13 protein-coding genes are annotated in these 15,977 nt (G+C 61.3%); 4 read left to right on the plus strand and 9 right to left on the minus strand.

Going from position 1 to position 15,977, the window contains the following annotated elements:
* Nucleotides 1–1,461 (minus strand): AMP nucleosidase, encoded by a 1,461-nt coding sequence (locus VSX58_RS18355; RefSeq protein WP_327619355.1) that lies wholly within the window; start codon nucleotides 1,459–1,461, stop codon nucleotides 1–3.
* A gap of 249 nt (nucleotides 1,462–1,710) precedes the next feature.
* Here VSX58_RS18355 and VSX58_RS18360 point away from each other — a divergent pair, with 249 nt between their 5' ends.
* Genes VSX58_RS18360 through VSX58_RS18370 form a run of 3 tightly spaced genes read left to right on the plus strand, consistent with a single transcriptional unit; the run spans nucleotide 1,711 to nucleotide 4,284 of the window.
* Entirely contained in the window at nucleotides 1,711–2,604 is an 894-nt protein-coding gene (locus tag VSX58_RS18360) for an ABC transporter substrate-binding protein (protein ID WP_327619356.1), read from the plus strand.
* Nucleotides 2,604–3,530 carry an amino acid ABC transporter permease gene (locus VSX58_RS18365; RefSeq protein WP_327619357.1) on the plus strand — a complete coding sequence of 309 codons (927 nt, stop codon included), beginning with the start codon at nucleotides 2,604–2,606 and terminating at the stop codon, nucleotides 3,528–3,530. Before VSX58_RS18360 ends, VSX58_RS18365 begins: the two co-directional genes overlap by 1 nt.
* The gene (locus tag VSX58_RS18370; RefSeq protein WP_327619358.1) at nucleotides 3,523–4,284 is read left to right on the plus strand and encodes an amino acid ABC transporter ATP-binding protein; all 762 of its coding nucleotides are present in this window, start codon (nucleotides 3,523–3,525) and stop codon (nucleotides 4,282–4,284) included. The genes VSX58_RS18365 and VSX58_RS18370 overlap by 8 nt, the downstream gene beginning before the upstream one ends.
* A 6-nt stretch (nucleotides 4,285–4,290) precedes the next feature.
* On the opposite strand, the gene VSX58_RS18375 is transcribed toward VSX58_RS18370, so the two are convergent.
* From VSX58_RS18375 to purB, 3 genes are read right to left on the minus strand one after another with little or no spacing between them, the layout of a single operon-like run.
* Complete coding sequence (locus tag VSX58_RS18375) at nucleotides 4,291–5,685, minus strand: MmgE/PrpD family protein (protein WP_327619359.1); 1,395 nt, start codon at nucleotides 5,683–5,685, stop codon at nucleotides 4,291–4,293.
* A gap of 42 nt (nucleotides 5,686–5,727) precedes the next feature.
* A complete protein-coding gene (locus VSX58_RS18380; protein WP_327619360.1) occupies nucleotides 5,728–6,270 on the minus strand; it encodes a GNAT family N-acetyltransferase in 543 nt (180 codons plus the stop codon).
* Nucleotides 6,267–7,649, minus strand: a complete 1,383-nt coding sequence (gene purB, locus VSX58_RS18385) for an adenylosuccinate lyase (protein ID WP_327619361.1) — start codon at nucleotides 7,647–7,649, stop codon at nucleotides 6,267–6,269. Before purB ends, VSX58_RS18380 begins: the two co-directional genes overlap by 4 nt.
* Nucleotides 7,650–8,207: 558 nt before the next feature.
* Between purB and VSX58_RS18390 the strand changes: the two genes are divergently transcribed.
* Nucleotides 8,208–9,512: an LLM class flavin-dependent oxidoreductase gene (locus VSX58_RS18390; RefSeq protein WP_327619362.1), complete on the plus strand. Its 1,305-nt coding sequence runs from the start codon at nucleotides 8,208–8,210 to the stop codon at nucleotides 9,510–9,512.
* Between the two features lie 28 nt (nucleotides 9,513–9,540).
* Here the strand turns inward: VSX58_RS18390 and VSX58_RS18395 are convergent, their stop codons facing one another.
* From VSX58_RS18395 to VSX58_RS18415, 5 genes are read right to left on the minus strand one after another with little or no spacing between them, the layout of a single operon-like run.
* Complete coding sequence (locus tag VSX58_RS18395) at nucleotides 9,541–11,319, minus strand: ABC transporter permease subunit (protein WP_327619363.1); 1,779 nt, start codon at nucleotides 11,317–11,319, stop codon at nucleotides 9,541–9,543.
* Nucleotides 11,320–11,352: 33 nt separating this feature from the next.
* Nucleotides 11,353–12,873: an ABC transporter substrate-binding protein gene (locus VSX58_RS18400; RefSeq protein WP_327619364.1), complete on the minus strand. Its 1,521-nt coding sequence runs from the start codon at nucleotides 12,871–12,873 to the stop codon at nucleotides 11,353–11,355.
* A 9-nt stretch (nucleotides 12,874–12,882) separates the two neighbouring features.
* Complete coding sequence (locus tag VSX58_RS18405) at nucleotides 12,883–14,130, minus strand: MDR family MFS transporter (protein WP_327619365.1); 1,248 nt, start codon at nucleotides 14,128–14,130, stop codon at nucleotides 12,883–12,885.
* 24 nt (nucleotides 14,131–14,154) lie between these two features.
* On the minus strand, nucleotides 14,155–14,997 hold the full coding sequence (locus tag VSX58_RS18410) for an ABC transporter ATP-binding protein (protein WP_327619366.1): 843 nt from the start codon (nucleotides 14,995–14,997) through the stop codon (nucleotides 14,155–14,157).
* Entirely contained in the window at nucleotides 14,994–15,797 is an 804-nt protein-coding gene (locus VSX58_RS18415) for an ABC transporter ATP-binding protein (protein WP_327619431.1), read from the minus strand. Before VSX58_RS18415 ends, VSX58_RS18410 begins: the two co-directional genes overlap by 4 nt.
* Between the last annotated feature and the right edge of the window lie 180 nt (nucleotides 15,798–15,977).

Consider the following 15,977-nt stretch of genomic DNA (forward strand, 5'->3'; position numbering starts at 1 on the left):
TTAGCGGAAGGGCGGTTCGTTGAAGGTGCGCAGTTTGCGGGAATGCAGGCGGTCGCCCTCGGCCCGCAGCAGATCGATGGCGCAAATGCCGATTTGCAGATGCTCCGAAATAGCGCCCTCATAGAAACGGTTAGCCTGGCCGGGCAGTTTTATTTCACCGTGCAACGGTTTATCCGAAACGCAGAGCAGCGTGCCGTAAGGCACCCGGAAACGGTAACCCTGGGCGGCAATCGTCGCGCTTTCCATATCGACGGCCACCGCGCGGCTAAGGTTAAAACGCAGCGCGGAGGCCGAATATCTCAGTTCCCAGTTGCGATCGTCGGTCGTGACCACCGTGCCGGTGCGCAAACGCTGTTTCACCTCTTCGCCGGGCATGCCGCTGACCGCCTTGGTGGCGTCATAAAGGGCGCGCTGCACTTCGGCGATGCTCGGAATCGGAATATCCGGCGGCAGCACCGAATCCAGCACGTGATCGTCGCGCAGATAGGCATGCGCCAGCACGTAATCGCCGATGGTCTGACTCTCCCGCAGGCCGCCGCAGTGGCCGATCATCAGCCAGGCGTGCGGCCGCAGCACGGCAAGATGGTCGCAGATGGTTTTGGCATTGGACGGACCGACGCCGATATTGACCAGCGTAATGCCTTTACCGCTGCGGGAAATCAGATGGTAGGCCGGCATCTGATGTTTTTTCCAGGTGAGGTCGGAGACGGTTTGTTCCGGCTCCGGAGTGTCCGCGGTGATCAAAATGTCGCCGGCGCAGGCCAGGGCCTCATACGGGCTGTTGGCATCCGCAATCTGCTTGCAGGCCCAGAGCACGAATTCATCCACGTAGCGGGTATAGTTGGTAAAAAGAACGAAAGGCTGAAAATGTTCGACCGCGGTGCCGGTATAGTGCCGTAGCCGCGCCAAAGAAAAGTCGGTTCTCAACGCGTCGAAATGCGACAGCGGGGAAGTGGCGCTGGCGTGGAATAATCCGTCGGCGGTCTCATCGCCGATTTGAGACAGCTCGGTAGTCGGGAAATGTTTGGCGATCCCGGCGCTCATCGAGCGATCGAGGATAAGATCCGAACCGTCCAGCACGTAAGGGAAGGGGATCTCCTGGCGTGAGGGAACCACTTCAATGCTGGCGGCGTACTCATCCGCCAGCAGCGTCAGTTGCTCTTGCAGATAGTGGCGGAAAAAGACCGGGCGGGTAATGGTGGTCGCGTAGTTGCCCGGCCGGGTAAAGCGCCCGTAGGCGCGGTGCTTCGGGTGCCCGGTCGCGATGCCGTCCCATTTGACGCGCAGCTCGGGATAGGCGAAAAGCCCCTCGGCGCGCGCTTTCACATCGGGTAGCTTACCGTGGTTGATAAAATCCCCTATCGCATCACGCAGTGCTGAAACCGCGTTGTCGTACAACGCTTCCAGTTTATCGAGCGCCTCTATGGTCGTGAGGTGTGCGCTGGATCCGTTGTTATGCATATTCTCTCCTTCGTCAAGTGCCGATGCCGCGTAAATAGTGCTATCGATTCGATTTCTACGGATATACGTTTTTTAGCATAGTTTATTTACTATTTATGGTTCCCTGTCGATCGCCGCTCACCCAATATACCAATATCGAGCGTCATATTATGACAAACAATGTTATGTCTTTGCGATAAGACGGTATTTTCGCATCCGGTTAATGGGTCATGACGCCGATTTTTATGACAAAAAAACAGGGTGTTTTAAATGAAAAAGATCTCTTTCTTGGCATTAACATGGATTCTGGGAAGTTCTTCGTTGGTGCAGGCGGCGGAGCAGAATGTTCCGGCGCAAAGTCATTTTCAGACTCAGGCGGATGCGGCGTTAAGCGCGCGTCTGCCGGAGAATATTAAACAGCGCGGCTATATTATCGCCGGAACCAACCCCAATACCCCGCCGACCACCTTTTATCAGGAAGACAATAAAACCCTCGCCGGTCGGGAAATCGACATTATGACGGCGGTGGCCGAACGTTTGGGCGTGAAGGTGCAGTGGCATGATACCGGAGGGTTCGACAATATTATTCCGGGGTTAAAGTCATCCCGCTACGATGTGGCGCTCTCCAATATCAACGCCACGCCTAAGCGGCTGGAGCAAATTGATTTCGTCAGCTATTTCGATGCCTCGCGCCTGGGCGTTATCACTCGCAAAGATGCGAATATCGCGCCGTTTACGCAATTAACCGAGGTGTGCGGCAAAGAGATCGGCGCCGGAGCCGGCACCACGCAGTTGCACCGTTTGCATGAGGCGAGCAAAGCCTGTGAAACGCAGGGAAAGCCGACGCTGAAAGTCGCGGTTTTCCCCGATCGCCCGTCCGGCGTTCAGGCGGTAGTCAGCGGACGCGTGCCGATGTTTTTCGGGCCTTATGAGGGACTTATCTGGCAGGCGAATAAGGTTCAGGCACTGACGGTGAGCGGCCAGATCACGGTGAATGATGCGCCGGTCTCTATCGCCTTCCCGAAAGACTCTCCGCTGGAAGAGAGCGTTCAGGCGGCCTTAAATTCCCTGATAAAAGACGGCACCTACCAGAAAATTCTCGACCATTGGTCGATCGGTTACGGCGCGGTGCCGCAGTCGAAGCGTAATGCAGAGATTTTCTAATGGCGAGCGCGTCTTCATCGACCTCCCCGCAGGCGCTGCGCATTATCGGCAAACGCTATTACGGGCGCTGGTTCAGCGCCTTGCTGGTTTTGTTATTGCTGGCGGGGCTATTGCATTCCGTTTTAAATAACCCGCGCTTTGAGTGGCACGTCGTCGCGGCCAGCTTTACCGAAGAGTCGATCGTCAACGGGGTGCTGATGACCCTGCAATTAACGGCGATTTCGGTTGTCCTGGGATTCACCGGCGGCACGCTGCTGGCGCTGATGCGTTTGTCGTCGAACCCGGTGCTGGCGGCCGTCAGCTGGGGCTATACCTGGTTTTTCCGCGGCGTGCCGATGCTGGTGCAGCTGTTTATCTGGTACAACATCGGCGCGCTTTACCCAACGGTTTCTTTGGCGTTGCCGGGGGGCGGAGAGATCTGGAGCGTATCGTCCAACGATTTGATCAGCCCGTTCAGCGCCGCTGTGATCGCTTTAGTTATGCATCAGGCCGCCTACGCCGCGGAAATTATACGCGCCGGGATCCAAAGCGTGGGCGCCGGACAGATTGAGGCGGCCAAAGCGCTGGGCTATACGCGCGGGCAGATTTTCCGCTTCACCGTACTGCCTCAGGCGATGCGCGCCATCCTGCCGCCCGCCGGGAATGAAGTGATCGGCCAGCTAAAGACCACCGCGGTGGTGTCGGTTATCTCTTTGCAGGATGTACTCTACTCCGCGCAAATCATTTATCAGCGGACTTACGAGGTGATCCCGTTATTGCTGGTCGCCACGCTTTGGTATCTCCTGCTTACCTCGGTGCTTTCAATCGGCCAGTATTATGTCGAACGCTATTTCGAGCGCGGCGTGAAGCGCCAGGAAAAACGTGAGTGGATTAAGACCAGGCTGCCGTTTTATGCCGTTAACTCGCGGAGGGTCAGCGATGGCTGAGGCGATAGAATTACGCGATATCACCAAGCGCTTTTCCGGAAAAACCATTCTCGATGGCGTGGACCTGACGGTGGCCGCCGGGTCGGTAACCGCCATTCTCGGTCCATCCGGCTCGGGCAAGTCCACCTTGCTGCGCTGCATTAATCATCTGGAAAAGCTCGATGGCGGGACGATCCGCATTGGCGGCGAGCTGGTCGGGTATAAGCAAAAAGGGCAGGCGTTGTATGAAGTGAGCGACCGAGATATAGCCCGGCAGCGTAGCCGTATCGGCATGGTTTTCCAGCAGTTCAATCTGTTTCCTCATCGTACCGTGCTGCAGAATATTATCGATGCGCCGGTGCGGGTAAAAAAAGTCAGCCGCCCGCAGGCGGTAGCGAAAGCCCGCCGGCTGCTCCGGCAGGTAGGGCTGGCCGGCCGCGAAAATGATTGGCCCCAGCAGCTCTCGGGCGGACAGCAGCAGCGGGTGGCGATAGCCCGGGCGCTGGCGATGGATCCGGAGGTTATGCTGTTCGACGAGCCGACGTCGGCGCTGGATCCAGAGCTGGTCGGCGAAGTGTTGCAGGTGATCAAAAAGCTCGCGCATTCAGGCATAACGATGGTGATTGTGACGCATGAGATCGGTTTTGCCCGGGAGGTCGCGGACAACATCGTGTTTATGGAGGAGGGACAAATTATTGCTTCCGGATCCACGCGCGAGGTGCTGGAGAACGGAACGAATAGCCGCGTAACGAATTTCCTTGCTACCGTGCTGTAACCCGCGCTATCGCTCCCGGCAAGACGCGCTCACTGTCGTCGGCGCGGTTTTCAGCCAGTCGCTAAAGACGCCGAGCAGCTCGCTGAGCGCCGACGGCGTTTCAAGGCGGCTTAGCGCTATCCAGCGTTGCCGCTGCGCGGCGGTGGCGTTCGGCAGCGTGCGCTGGAGCTTTTCCGCCGGATCGACCCCCGCGGCGAGGGTTTGCCGGCGCGTTACCCGGGATTGCAGCCTCTCGCCGCTGCGGCGCCACAGCGTGACCTGATGAAAGCGCGCCGCGGGGTTCAACGCATCCGCGGGCGCCAGCCGATCCTCCACCCGAACGACGCGGGCGGCGAGAGCCGCAACCGTGCGATCGACAGGGTTCTCGTCAAATCGCGTCAGGGGAAGATCGCCCTCCAGCAGCGCCTGAGCAATCACATATTCAAGGCTGAAGCGGGCGTCGATGCCGGTTTGCGGCCGGCGCACGAATGCGGCGATATCGCCGCCGGGGGGAAAGGCGACCTCGATGCGCGCGATGTCTTCCGTCAGCGCGCTAAAGGGCAGCCCCGTAGCCTGACGCCACTGCTTCCGCAGGGCGAGGGCGGCGTCGGCCGCGCTGTGCGTTCCGCTGCAGGTCGGCCAGGGTTTGAACTCGATTCCGGGGGCGACGATCCGCCAGGGCGCTCCCCAGTTTTCGCACAGCGCCTCCGGGCGGCTTTGAGCGCCGCCATAGGTTTGCAGAAAACCGTCGAGGGCGGCGTCATGTTTGCCGGCAAATCCCGCCAGCGTTAACTGCGCCGCGCTGACCGCCGCCCGGGCGGCTAAGCCGGCGTGCAGCGGTTTAACCGCCGAGCCGAACTGAAAACGCAGCCCGGCCGCCTGGCTTGCGGCAATGCCCAGCATGTTAAGCGTTTGCGGTGCATCGGCGTGGATGAGCCTGGCCAGCGCGGCGGCGGCGGCCAGTCCGCCCAAGGTTCCGGTACTGTGGAACCCCTGGAGATAATGCCGCGCTCCCGCCGCCAGGCCCAGCCTGCCGGCCATCTCCACGCCGGTGACGTAGGCATCCAGAAATCGTTCGGGGGCGACGGCATCGCGCTGCCCGGCGAACGCCAGGAGCGCGGGTAATATCACCGTACTCGGGTGGCCGCGGAAATCAGGGTGGAAATCATCAAAATCCAGCGCATGACCGCAGTAACCCAGCAGTAACGCCAGCGTCTGCGGATCATGGCCGGGATAAACCCGCCGCAGGGGGAGTAGCGCGCCGTCCGTAACCTGATTCTGCACCACCGGCAGAACTACGCTAAGAAAGTCGAGCACGCCGGCGCGGGCGCGTTCTCTGGCGTCGGCGTCGGGCCGGCGGCGCAGGATTAGCTCAGCCAGATTTTGCCGCCCGGCCGGGCGTTGCGGTTCGGAGATCGTCATGAGCGTCGCGCCTTGCGGATATCTTCTTCTGCGCCGTCGGCTTTATGCGGGCGAATGCGCCGGATAGTGACGCTGGAGCCATCTGGCGTGGCTCTCTTCATCAAGGATTTTTTTCATAAACAGCGTGATATGGCCTTTGCCTAAATCCTCCTCGTGCTGCGGAATAAATCCGCGTTTTAAATACATCGTCTTGAGCCACGGATGGTTTATGGCGGTGCCCAGCGATACGGCGGGCGCGCGCAGTTGTTCCCGCAGAATATGCCGTTCCACCCAGTCAAGGATGCGTTTCCCTTTATTTTGCCCGCGAAAATCGGGATGCGCGCCCAGCCAGCCGATATGGGGCAGGCCGAAAGGCCCCGGCAGCGGCCCCCAGGGATAGCGCAGCGTCAGCGATGAGATCAGCGCGCCGGAATCATAAAGGCCGTATACGCCGTGCTCGCCTAGGTGCCGGGTGACGAGGGACAGATTCGTTTCGGCCGCGTCGAAATGGATGCCTAACGCGCGAATGGGGGCATAGGCGGCGCGCATTAACGCCAGATATTCAGGCGCGTCAGCGGCGGTCAACTGACGATATTGTTCGCTCATGCCGGTACCTCGGCCCCGGCCGCGAGTAACCCGCTATGGTCGGCGTAGCGCAAAACCTGCGCCACTTTTTGCGGCGCGCTGCCCAAATACTCCGTCGGATCGAGCCAGCGGTCAAGATTGTCGGGCGTGATATGGCGGGCGATGCGTTCATCACGCAGCAGGGCGGTTTTAAACGGCTCTCCGGACTCATGGGCCGCCATTGCGCACTGATACACCAGATGGTGGGCCGTCTGTTTGCCGAGGACTTTCCCCAACTCAAACATCACCTTCTCCGACAGCAGCAGGCCGCCGTGCAGCTGCAGGTTGCTGAGCATACGCGCTTTATTGACCTTCAGGCCGCTGAGGATCTGCTGGGCGTTTTGCAACTGCGCCGAAAGGTAAATAGAGATCTCCGGCAGCGCGATCCACTCCGCGCGCCAGCTCATGGCGTCGCGCTCATGCTCCACGTGCATAGATTCGAAAATCAGCCCGACGCTTTTACGCAACGGTGCGGTCAGGCTGGCGAGCCCCTCCAACGCGGCGGGGTTGCGCTTATGCGGCATGGTGGTCGAACCGATTTTCCCGGCGCTGAACGGCTCTTCGATCTCGGCGATTTCACTGCGCATCAGATTATAAAGCTCATTGCCGATCTTACCGAGAGTACCGCTGATCATCACGGCGACGGCGGCGAACTCCGAGAAACGGTCGCGCGCGCTCTGCCAGCCGATATTCGGCGTCGCCAGGCCCAGTTTGGCGAGCGCGCGCCGTTCTATCTCCGGCCCCTGTTCGCCCATCGCCGCATAGGTGCATACCGCGCCGCTGATATTTCCCGTCAGTACGCGGGCGGCGCTCTCCCCAAGGCGCGCGAGGTGGCGCAGAAACTCATCGAGCCAGACGGCGGCTTTAAACCCGAAAGTGGTGGGCAGCGCCTGCATGCCGTGGGTGCGTCCCGCCATCGGGGTGCGCCGATGCTCGTCCGCCAGGCGGTAAAGCGTTTGCGCAATCCCTATGCAGTCGCGTTGAATAATTTTCAGCGCCTGGCGTAGTTGCAATACGGTCGCCGTATCAATGATATCCTGCGTGGTCGCGCCGTAGTGGATGTATTCTCCGGCTTCGCCGCATTGTTGCGCCAGCGCGTCCAGCGTGGGCATGAACGAGTGCTTCATCCGCGCGGCCTGCGCCGCGATATGCGCGACATCAAGCCGTTGCGGATCGACGCGCGTTTGAATCGCCGCCGCCGCCGCGGCCGGAATGATTCCCAACTCCCCCTCCGCCTGCGCCAGCGCGACCTCCACGGCGATCTGCTGAGCCATGCGGTTTTGCTCCGACCAAATCTGGCGCATTTCCGGGGTGCCGAAATTATTGCCGATCAAGAGATAATCTATGGGATGGGAGGCCATCGATATTGCCGCTCCGGTTAAGTTAAATATTTATACCCGTCATACTTCAAGCTGCATGTGCGTTGGCTGCGTTCAGTCACAAGAATCACTTACTTGTGTAAGCTCATCGGGATTCCTTCTCTTGCCGCCTTCCTGCAGCTCGAATTATTTAGGATATATATCCGTCATACAGCAAGCTGCGGATGCGTTGATTTTTTCGCCGCTCGAATTATTTAGGGTAGATAGCGCGAATGTTTAAAACTCATCATCCGGTATTTTTTATTTATTAAGCAAGCGTTTCCTTATTTAATATTTATCTATGGTTTCCCGATATTAATAAATACGAAGCGGCAGATTATATTGAGTAAGTAAAATAGGGTTGTAATATTGTAGCGGGCAGGTGTCGGTAATTATTATGGCGATGGTTTTTATAAAGTCGCAGGAGAGTGAGCGGCTTTTCACGTTTTTATCCGTCGGTCAAATAAGCGTCGTTATTTCCGTTTGAGAAATAGAGTCATCCGCTAATTCCGCTATGAAAGTTTGCGCCGGTGGCGCAATCGCCGTCAAAAGGGAAAGATTATGTCGTCTGTTATTTCGCCCCGCATGCTGCGTCTTGGGCTCTTTGTTCAGTCTCTCGGCCACCACGTCAGCGGCTGGCGCCTCAGCGAGCGCAGCGGCTCGCCCACGGATATCGAATGGTTGATTCAGATTGCCAAAAAGGCGGAAGAGGGAACGTTTGATCTGTTTTTTGTCGGCGACGCGCTGGCGACGTCGGTTCACCGGCTGCCTTCCACCATGGCGCGTCTGGAGCCGCTGACGCTGCTGGCGGCGCTGGCGGTCAATACGGAGCATATCGGTCTTGCGGCTACCGCGTCGACGACCTTTAGCGATCCGTTCACGCTGGCGCGAAGTTTTTCTTCTCTCGACCATATCAGCAAAGGCCGGGCCGCCTGGAATGTGGTGACCTCCTATTCCCGCGACGTGGCGCGAAATTTCAGCCTGGAGGATATGCCGCGCCACCGCGAGCGCTATGAACGCGCGCATGAGTTTCTGCAAGTTGCGTTTAAGCTGTGGAACGCATGGCGGGATGGCGCGGTTCAGCCGGATAAAGCCAGCGGACGCTATTTCGTCGATGAGAAAATTCAGCCGATTAACCATAAGGGAAAACATTTTCAGGTTCAGGGGCCGATTAATATCTCGCGATCCCCGCAGGGGAAACCGCTGATCGTCGCCGCGGGCTCCTCGGAGGACGGCCAGGCGCTGGCGGCGGCCAACGCTGACGTGGTGTTTACCGCGGCGGCGTCGCTGGAAGAGGCGCGGGATTTTTATCGTCGGCAAAAACAGCGGGTATCCCAGGTCGGCCGCAACCCGGAAGAGGTACTGATTCTGCCGGGGGTGATGCCCATCGTCGGCCGTACCCGCGATGAAGCGCAGGCCACCTGGAAGCGGCTTAACGCGCTGGTGGATATTCAAAACGGCATCGATCAGCTTTCCGCCCGCTTCGGCATCGATCTTAACGCCTATCCGCTGGACGGGCCGCTGCCGGATATTCCGCCGGTCGAAGGGAATCAGAGCCGGGTGAAACTGCTGACCGAGCTGGCGCAGCGCGAACATCTTACGCTGCGGGAGCTGGCGGCGATTGCGGCCGGATCCCGCGGGCATCGCGTCGTTGTCGGCAGCGCCCAGGAGATTGCGGATGATTTTCAGCTGTGGCTGGAGCGGCGCGGCGCCGACGGGTTCAATATTATGCCAGCCATTGTGCCCGAGCAGCTCGATCTCTTTGTCGCGCTGGTGATTCCCGAGCTGCGGCGACGCGGTTTGTTTCACCAGCGGTACGCCGCCGGCACCTTACGCGAGAAGCTGGGGCTGCCTGCCGCGCGATAATCAACCTATCTTACCCGCCCCAGGCCGGCTACGGTTTGGCGCGGCCGGACAGGTTGGCGGCGCTGACCGCCAGTATCGACAGGATACTCAACGCGGCGGCGGGCGCCAGCACGCCCCAGAATGCCCGTTCGATATACGGCATGCCTTCCGCCAGCACGCGCCCCCATTCGGGGGTCGGCGGCGACGCCCCCAATCCCAGGAACCCCAGCGAAGCCAGCGCCAGCGCGATACCCGGCAGACGCAGCATGGCGTGACGGAATAACGGCCCCGCCAGCGCCGGTAAGACGTAGAACAGGCTGCGGCGCACAGGCCCGACGCCGAGTACCGGCAGCATGCGAATATAGGGGCGCGCGCCGATTTCGGATACCAGCGCCGCGGTGTGCGCCGCCAGCGGCGCCCAACTGACGGCGGTAACCGCGATCGCCGCTCCCGTGGCCGTCGGGCCATTGATCGCCGCCACCAGCAAACCGGCGATGACCGGCGGCAAGGCGTTTGCGACTTCGATAGGGCCGATAAACAGGCGCGGAAACAGACCGACAAACAGGCCAAGCGCCAGACAGGCCAGAGAAACCATCAGCGCCAGCGTACAGGTATTCAGCGTTCCGTGGGCGACGCGGGCCAACAGGTCGCGCCCCATGGCGTCGGCGCCGAACGGCAGCGTCAACGAGGGCGGCTGCAAACGTAAGAAGGCGGACGCGTAGGGGTCGTGCGGCAGACCGGCGATCGACAATACGATTAGCAGCAGCAGGCAGACGGCCGGCAGCCAGACGGCGCGGCGCGATACCGTCACTTGGTTCTCGGCCGGCACCGGCATCGCGCCATTGCTCAGCGCGCGGCCAAGTATCAATAGCCGCACGCCGCCGGCCGCCATGCCGGCGATCGACGCGATAATCAGTAAAATCAGCACGCCCGCCTGTAGAGCTGGCAGATCCTGCGCCGCCGCGGCGCCCAGGGTCGCGCGCCCCAGCCCCGGAATGGCGAACACTTTTTCTACCGCGATGGCGCCGCCGGTTAAGGAGACTAAAACCAACCCCACCAGCGGCATCACGCCCGGCAGCGTGCGCTTCAGCACCGCCAGCGCGATATGCCGGCGGCCGATCCCGGCGACGTTCCAGGTCGTCAGCCAGCTTTCGCTGAATGTCGCCGAGAGCGCATCGGCGATAATGCGGCCAAGATAGCCGCCGGCGGGAACGCCCAGCGCCAGCGACGGTAATACCGCATAGTGCGCGCCGTTCCAGCCGTAGGGCGGGAACCATTGCAGCCAGACCGCGCCGATGATCAGCAGGAACGACGCCAGCAGAAATTCCGGCAGCGCGGTGAACATGGCGGCAAAAAAACCGTTCGAGCGGCGTATCCGCCCGCGCAGTCCTTGTCTAAAGGTGTTGGCGCACAGCAGCGCCGCCAGCGAAAAGGCCACCAACGCGGCCGATGCCATCAGGGTCAGCGACACCCCCGCCGCCTGCAACATTCCCGGCAGAACCGGACGTCCCGAAACCCATGAGTTCCCCGCATCGCCGCGCAGCAGTCCGCCCAGCCAGTTGACCAGCAGCCGCAGCGGTCCCTGATCCAGCCCCAGCGACTGGCGGATCGCATTCAGCGTTTCCGCCGTGGCCTCCTGTTCGCCCGAGCGCGCGCGCAGCAACGCCAGCGCCGGATCTTGCCCCGACAGCCACGGCAATACGCCGATCAGCGCCACGATGCCCGCCAGCGTCAGCAGGCGGGAGAACAGCGGGAGCAGCATGCCGTAGCGGGGAGGCAAGACGCGGCCGACCCCGGCGCAGGTGCGACAATATAAGGTTTCACTCATGACTCATTGTTACTCGTTACCGCGCCGAATGGGCTATTCGGCTTTTTTATTCGCATCGATGCGGGTGGCGCTGTCGATCAAGGCGCGCTCGCGCGGATCGCGCAGCGCATCGACTACCTGCGCGCTTTCTCCCTGAATAACGCGTTCGTGCAGCATCGGAATAGCCGCGTCGCTGGCTAAAATCAGATTTTCCGCACGCATTATCGCCCGGCGCCGTTCATCGCCCGCCGGAATGGCGGCCGCCTGTTGCAAAGCCTTATCGATCTCCGGGCGGCAGAGGTGGGCGATATTGAAAGAGCCTTCGCAGGAGAAATCGCTGTAGAGGTAGGCGACTGGATCGCCGGAGTCCAGTACGGTGGCGCGCGACAAAATAAAGGCGTCGAATTTGCCCGCCAGCGCATCGGATTCAATCTGGGCGTATTCGCGCACCACCTGCTTTACCGTAAAACCGGCGGCGGTGAGCTGCTGCGCCAGGTATACCGCGACTTCGGGCAGCTCCGCGCGATCGCTGAATGTCGCCAGCGTAATGCTCGCGCCGTTGGGCGACGCGGCCGCTACCGGGTCGGCGACGGGCTGGCGCAGCGCGGCGGCCCACGGCAGCGCCGGGCCGAGCAGACCCTGGGCGACGTCCGCGCGTTTTTCATACACGCTATCCACCAGTTGCTGGCGGTTCAGCGCGTTGCGCACCGCCGCGCGCAACGCCGGATCCCGCATCGGCCCCTGCCGGGTATTGAGATAAAGCGTATTGGTGCGCGGCATCGGCACTTCATGCACCAGTTTCTGATCCAGCAGCGGCGCCTGAGACACCGGTATCGCCTCCACGATATCGGCGGCGCCGGTCCGTAGCGCGGCGGCGCGGGCCGCGCCGTCCGGCACAAAGCTGACGTCGATGCCGCCGGCCTGCGCTTTAGCGCCCCAATAGCCGTCGAATCTGTCCAGCGTGGCGCCGCTGGTGCCGTTTACGCTGCGCAGCACGAAGGGGCCGCTGCCGGCGTTTTGCGGATTCACCACGCCGTTTTTACCATAGGCGCGGGGGGACAATATCGCCAACTGCGGGCTGGAAAGGCGCTGCGGCAGCAGCGGATCGGGAGTGGCGGTCGACACAATGACCGCGCTGTCGCCGTCCGCCGCGACGGTCAACTGAACGCCGTCGAGGATACGGGGTTTCGGGGCGGCGGTCGCGGCGATCGTGAGCGCATTGACCACCGTAGCCGCGTTCAACGCGCTATCGTCATGGAAACGAACATTCGGGCGCAGTTCGAAGCGCCAGCTATTATCATCGATTCGCCGCCACTGCGTGGCGAGAGCCGGCCGGGCTTCGCCGAGCTTATCCAGCACCACCAGCGTCTCCGCGGTGCTCCAGCGCGACAGTTTGAACGCGTCGTCGCTGAGCGGCGTCAATCCGGAGCGGGGAGGCTGCAGCATCGCCACTCTCAGGCGGTCGCCGCTATCGGCGGTCGGTTTTTCATCCGGCTCGTTGAAACAGCCGGAAAGCAGCAGGGCGGCGGCGGCGCCAAGCAGCGCGCAAAGCGGCCGTAAAGGGCGTGCATTCATCAGAGAGTCCTATTGTTTTAGCAAGTGTGAGCGTTTAAACGGCCGGCAAATCGGCACCATCGCCAATGCGCTGCACAGTGGAACGGCAGCCAGCATCAGCCAGGGGATCGCCGCCCGCGGCGATGGCGTCAGCGCATAATCAAGCTGCGCGCCGAGCAAAAAATTGCCCGCCAATACCGTCACTCCGCCCATCGAAGCCAGCGCGCCGTAGTGGGCGCCGAGGTTATGGTTATTGGCGAAATGCGGAATAAGATCCATGCCAACGGGGATGATCAGCATTTGTCCCAGCGTCAACAGCGTAATCAGGGAGAGCGCCGGCAGTAACCGCAGCCAGCCTTCCGGCGGCGTCATGGGCGCAAACAGCGCGACGCTAAGGAAGGAGGCAGAGAGCAGGGCGAATCCCAGCGGCAGCATACGGGCCGCCCCCTGGCGCCGGGCAAAGCGCGCCAGCGGCAGCTGTAGCGCAATCACCAGCAGCGAAGCCAGCACGAACAGCGGCCCGAGATCCTTTTCGCCGCCGCCGGCGCGATGCAGCTCCACAGGCAGGGCCAGATAGAGCTGGTTATAGCTGAACAGGTAGGCGCTGTAGGCCACGATGAACGCCACAAAACGCCGCTGGCGGAACGTTTGCCACCAGGGCGCGATATGCAAGGCGGATTGCGCGCGCGGCGCGGCGGGCAGGCTGAAAAACAGGATGAACAGCGCCAGCAGAAAGATCAGCGCGCCCGCCAAGGCGACCCGTTGAAAACCGTATCCGGCCAGCATCGAACCGAGCAGCGGACCCAGCACCGCGCCCAGCTCGCCGCAGATAGCGAACAGTGCGAACCATTCCGAGCGGCTGCGTTTCCCCTGTTTTTCGCTGTAGGTGCCGGCCTGCGCCATCAGCGCTTCGATAGACGGCGAGAACAGCGCGCCGCCCACGCCGGTCAGGCAGGCGCCCAGGATAACCGGCCACAGCGAGTCCGCCAGCGCCAGCAACAGATACCCGGCAATGCGCACCGCGCAGCCGCACAAAATGACGCCCCGAGCGCCGAAGCGGTCGGCCAGCGCGCCGCCGACTAAGAACATCCCCTGCTGTGAGAAGGTGCGCAAGCCAATAATCAGTCCGATCGCCCAGCCGGAAAGCAGCATATCGTCACGCAGGAAGATGGCGAGAAAGGGCACCACGGCATAAAAGCCGATATTGAAAACCAGCTGGCTGCCCAGCAATAACGGCGGGTAGGGCTGAGCGGCGCGGTTGTTGGCGAGGTCCGACATAGAATTATCCATTAATTCTTATTTTCATCGCGCCGCGCGTTCGGCGGCGGCGTGAAACGGCGTGGTTAACGAGGGGACGGCGGCCAATAACCGCTGGGTCTGCGTGTGGCGCGGCGATGTCAGCACATCGGCGGTCGGGCGATCTTCGATAATGCGTCCATCGTCCATGACCAGCATACGTTCGCACAAACCGGCGATCATTGAGATGTCGTGCGACACCATCAGCAATCCCATATTATTTTGCAACGTCACCTGTTGCAGCAGGCTTTTTATCTGTTCCCGCAGCGGTAAATCCAGTCCGCTTATGGGTTCGTCGGCCAGTAGAAAATCGGGGCGCGTCACCAGCGCGCGGGCTATCGCCACGCGCTGGGCCTGTCCGCCCGACAGCAGGCCGGCGGGTTGCGCCGATAGGCCGGCGCTCAGACCTACCTGATCCATCGCGTCCCGGACGCATGACGCGATATCCGCGCCGTAGCGCAGCCGTTTCAAGGGTTCGGCAATCAGCGAGGCGACCGAGCGGCGCGGATCCAGCGAGCCGGCGGGATCCTGCGGAATGTACTGCACCCGGCGGCGATACCACAGGAGCGAACGTACGGAGCCGGGGCGCACCGGCTGGCCGTCGCAGTGTATCGTGCCGCTGTCCGGCGTGTCCAACGCCAGTAGCGTTTTCAACAGCGTGGATTTGCCGCAGCCGGATACGCCGGCCAAACCCACGCGTTCATGGCGCTGCAGACGGAGCGACAGCTCACGGAGGATCGCGCCGTCGGGACGGTTTTTTTGCCACGGAAAACGCGGCGCGGCGCGATAATGGCTAACGCGCTCCATGCTTAGAAAGGGCGTCGAAACGTCGTGCAGATGTCGATTCATCCGGCAAGGACTCCGGTATCGGGGGGCAACAGATTGGCATGGCGGGCCGCCCTGACCAGACTCCGCGTATAAGGATGCCGCGGCGCGTCCAGCAGTTGCGCCATGCTGCCGGATTCAACCAGACGGCCCTGTTCCATCACCAGTCCGCGCCGGCAAAGCTGCGCGGCGACGGCGATATCATGGGTGATAAACAACAGAGCGGGCGCGGAAGGGTGTGCGCACCGCTCCTGCAGCACCTGTAAGACCTGCCGCTGGGTCATGACGTCCAGCGCGGTCGTCGGTTCGTCGGCGACCAGTAAACGGGTGCGCCCCAGCAGCGCCAGGGCGATGCAGATGCGCTGGCGCTGTCCGCCGGACAGCTCGGATGGAAAGCGTTGCCGCAGATTGGGAATATCGCCCAGCCCCATCTCATCCAGCAGCATCGCGAGTTCGGCCTGCGATGAGGCGCCCAACGCCAGAGATAACTGTTTACCCAGCCGCATCAGCGGGTTGAGCGCCGTGGCGGAGTCCTGAAAGACGGCGGACACGCGTGCGCAAACCGGCCGGGCCAGGGCGTGCAGATGCGTCACGTTCTCGCCGTTGACCCGGATTTCGCCGTTGATGCGGCAGTTCGCCGGCGGCGTACCGATCACCATTTTGGCGGTTAACGATTTACCGGAGCCGGAGGCGCCGATCAGGCAAACCTTCTCGCCGGCGCGCAGGCTGAAACTCACATCGCTGATTTTGCGCTCTAAGCCGATGGATAGACCGAGATTCACCACCTCTAATACGGTATCCGCCGGTCTGTCGCTGTTTGTCATCATGACACTACGCTGCGTTACGTTAATTGATATGTAATAACATAACAAAATGTGGCGAAACGATGCAAAGGAAATATTTAGCGGATGTCGGGGGTTGCGCAAGCCTTCTGCGCCGGACGTATCGCCGCGCGGACAGGGAATGGCGTCGTTTACCACGCACGAAACCCTTAGCCAGCCTGT

Source organism: Brenneria populi (assembly GCF_036016195.1).
Classification (GTDB): domain Bacteria; phylum Pseudomonadota; class Gammaproteobacteria; order Enterobacterales; family Enterobacteriaceae; genus Brenneria; species Brenneria populi.

Bases quoted from the DNA above. Each gene is read 5' to 3' on its own strand.
- VSX58_RS18375 (WP_327619359.1), bottom strand. From the start codon at position 5,685: ATGACGATCTCCGAACCGCAACGCCCGGCCGGGCGGCAAAATCTGGCT.
- VSX58_RS18415 (WP_327619431.1), bottom strand. From the start codon at position 15,797: ATGACAAACAGCGACAGACCGGCGGATACCGTATTAGAGGTGGTGAAT.
- VSX58_RS18380 (WP_327619360.1), bottom strand. From the start codon at position 6,270: ATGAGCGAACAATATCGTCAGTTGACCGCCGCTGACGCGCCTGAATAT.
- VSX58_RS18410 (WP_327619366.1), bottom strand. From the start codon at position 14,997: ATGAATCGACATCTGCACGACGTTTCGACGCCCTTTCTAAGCATGGAG.
- VSX58_RS18395 (WP_327619363.1), bottom strand. From the start codon at position 11,319: ATGAGTGAAACCTTATATTGTCGCACCTGCGCCGGGGTCGGCCGCGTC.
- VSX58_RS18400 (WP_327619364.1), bottom strand. From the start codon at position 12,873: ATGAATGCACGCCCTTTACGGCCGCTTTGCGCGCTGCTTGGCGCCGCC.
- VSX58_RS18365 (WP_327619357.1), top strand. From the start codon at position 2,604: ATGGCGAGCGCGTCTTCATCGACCTCCCCGCAGGCGCTGCGCATTATC.
- VSX58_RS18370 (WP_327619358.1), top strand. From the start codon at position 3,523: ATGGCTGAGGCGATAGAATTACGCGATATCACCAAGCGCTTTTCCGGA.
- VSX58_RS18355 (WP_327619355.1), bottom strand. From the start codon at position 1,461: ATGCATAACAACGGATCCAGCGCACACCTCACGACCATAGAGGCGCTC.
- VSX58_RS18390 (WP_327619362.1), top strand. From the start codon at position 8,208: ATGTCGTCTGTTATTTCGCCCCGCATGCTGCGTCTTGGGCTCTTTGTT.
- purB (WP_327619361.1), bottom strand. From the start codon at position 7,649: ATGGCCTCCCATCCCATAGATTATCTCTTGATCGGCAATAATTTCGGC.
- VSX58_RS18405 (WP_327619365.1), bottom strand. From the start codon at position 14,130: ATGTCGGACCTCGCCAACAACCGCGCCGCTCAGCCCTACCCGCCGTTA.
- VSX58_RS18360 (WP_327619356.1), top strand. From the start codon at position 1,711: ATGAAAAAGATCTCTTTCTTGGCATTAACATGGATTCTGGGAAGTTCT.